Origin of the sequence: Kytococcus sp. HMSC28H12 (genome assembly GCF_001816045.1) — a bacterium.
Lineage (GTDB): Bacteria > Actinomycetota > Actinomycetes > Actinomycetales > Dermatophilaceae > Kytococcus > Kytococcus schroeteri.
Genome location: NZ_KV824328.1, coordinates 1 through 2,475 on the forward strand (window position 1 = coordinate 1; position 2,475 = coordinate 2,475).

General features: G+C 76.5%; 1 protein-coding gene. It reads right to left on the reverse strand.

The window, feature by feature from the left end:
- Positions 1-2,371 (reverse strand): transglutaminase domain-containing protein (locus HMPREF3099_RS02750; RefSeq protein ID WP_070703727.1); only part of this gene is annotated, 2,371 nt, incomplete at its 3' end.
- Positions 2,372-2,475: the final 104 nt, after the last annotated feature.

Consider the following 2,475-nt stretch of genomic DNA (forward strand, 5'->3'; position numbering starts at 1 on the left):
CGGGGAAGAGCACCCGCTTGAGACGGTCGACGCCGCCCTCGGTGGCGTCGAGCGAGGCGACGACCTGTTCGCGCAGCGCGTCGGCCTCGGCCCGCTCGGCCTCCGGTCCGGCGCCGCCCTCGACCGGGCGGGCGTAGCGGGCGTCGTCCACCCGCTGCGCCAGCTCGTGCAGGGGACGGTCGTCCAGGCCCGGCCGCTGGGCCAGCAGGTGGGCCGCCTGGCCGTGCACGGTGTCCGCGGCGCGGGTGGTGATGCCGCGGTCCAGCAGGTCCAGACGCAGCACCTCCCAGGCCGCCGACCAGGGGGAGTCCTCGCGCTCGAGCACGCGGGCCCGTGCGCGGCGCGCCCGCCAGGGTTGCACCGCCAGCGCCAGGGCCACCAGCAGGAGCACGCCCAGGGCCGTGAGCACCCACTCGAGCCAGGCCGGGGCGCCGGTGGACGACTGGCCGGCGTCCTCCGAGGACGGCGAGGGGGAGGCCTCGTCGGAGGAGGACGACGGGGAGGGGGACGCCGAGGCGTCGGACGAACTCTCGCTCGGCGACGGCGAGGCCTCGCTGGGGGAGGGCGAGGTCGAGGGCAGCGTGCTCGGCGCGGCGGTCGGCTGGCTGTACTCCGGCGCCGCGGAGGCGCGGCTCGAGGGGGTCGGCTCGAAGCGGAGCCAGCCCACGCCCTCGAAGTACAGCTCCGGCCACGCGTGGGCGTCGTTGCGGCGGACCAGGCGTTCGGGGCCCACGTCGGACCCCCGGCCCAGCTGCTCGCCGGTCTCCTCACCCGGCAGCACGCCCATGGCCATGCGGGCCGGGATGCCCTGCTGCCGGGCCATCATGATCATCGTGGTCGCGTACTGGGTGCAGTAGCCGCGCCGCTCGCGCAGGAAGGCCTCCACCATCGACTCCCCGGCCTGCGGCTCGGCGGCGTCCAGCGAGTACCGGAAGTCGCCGTTGCGCAGCCAGGCCTGCATGGCGCGGGCCTTGTCCAGGGGGGCGGCCTGCGGGTCCACCGCCTCGGCGTTGGCCTCGCTCACGGCGGCCTGCAGCTCCTGCGGCACCTCCAGGCTGGCGGCGGTCACGTCGTCGGCGTTCTGGCCGCCGTCGGTGCGCAGCTTCTCCGGTACGCGCGGCTCCAGGACCGCGCCCTCGTAGCGCTGGGCCTCCTCGGCCACCCACACCGCGTCCGTGCGCGGGTCACCGGTGACGGCCACGGGGGAGCGCAGGTCCACCGGGAACGAGGGCGTGGCCAGGAAGGGCGGCCGGATGCCGGTGGCGGTCACCGCGAACTGCTCGGTGGAGCTCTTGAGCACGTCGGCCCAGTCCACCCGCGGCAGTTTGTCCGGCACGGTGCCCTGCACCGCCCGCGGGTCGCGCAGCACCTCGGCGGCCGCCCGGCCCTCCACGGGCTGCCATCGGTCGTCGGCGAACCGATCGGTGGCGGTGATCCGCAGCGGGCCCGGGTCGTCCGAGGAGCTGTGCCAGAGCACCACCGGGCGCTCGTCACCGCTGGTGAGGTCGGCACGCAGGTCCATGGACTCGGTGAAGTCCACCGTGGTCAGGGAGGTGTTCTCGGCCAGGCCGCGCCCGGAGAGCTGCTGGTCGCGCTGCGGCAGCGTCGCCGGCACCACCAGGGCGGCCGCCACGGCGGCGGCGGTGAGCACGACGGCCGTCGCCAGCAGCACGCCACGCCCCGGGGCGCCCGTCACGCCCTGGCCGCGGGCCGCGTCGTCGGCGGTCTCCGAGGAGCGGTGCAGGGCCAGCAGGGCGGTGAACAGCAGGGCCAGCACGAGGAACCACCACCACGGCTCGTGGGTGGTGCGGTTGGCGGCCAGGGTCACGAACACCAGCAGCGGTGCGATGGCGGCCACGAGCACCGAGCGGGCGGTGTGCACGGCGGAGTCGGTGAGCACGGTCACCAGCGCCACGAGCGCCAGCAGGCAGAAGGTGAGCGAGGGGTCGGCGGGCACCGGGGCCGAGGCCACGGCGAGCAGCTCGCCGGTGGCCCGCACGTGCTCGGCCACGGCGGTGGCCGTGGCGGGCGTGGGCAGCACGCCCAGGGCGAGGGTGCCGGCGAGCGTCCCGCGCAGCAGCCACACCAGGGCCACCAGCCCCTGGACCAGGCTGCCCAGCACGGCTGAGCCGGTGAGCAGGCGCACCACGGCCGAGGTGGCCACGAGCGCCAGCACGAGGCGCACCGTGGACCCCCACCACCCGCCGTCGGCGAAGAGGTGGGTGGCCGGCCAGAAGACCGTGAGCAGGAGCCCTGTCACGAGCAGTGCCGAGACCGGCTGCGTGCGCTCCCAGGGACGACCACGGCGGGGGGTGCCGGGGCGCGCGCCGTCGTGGGGTGCCCCGGCGGGGGAGTTCAGGGGGGAGCTCATCGGGTCTCACCTCGGGAGGTCGTGCGCGTCAGGAGGTCCACGGCGCGACGCACCTGGGCGTCGGCCGCGCGGGCCGCCTCGGCGCCCGGCGGGGTGCCGCCGGC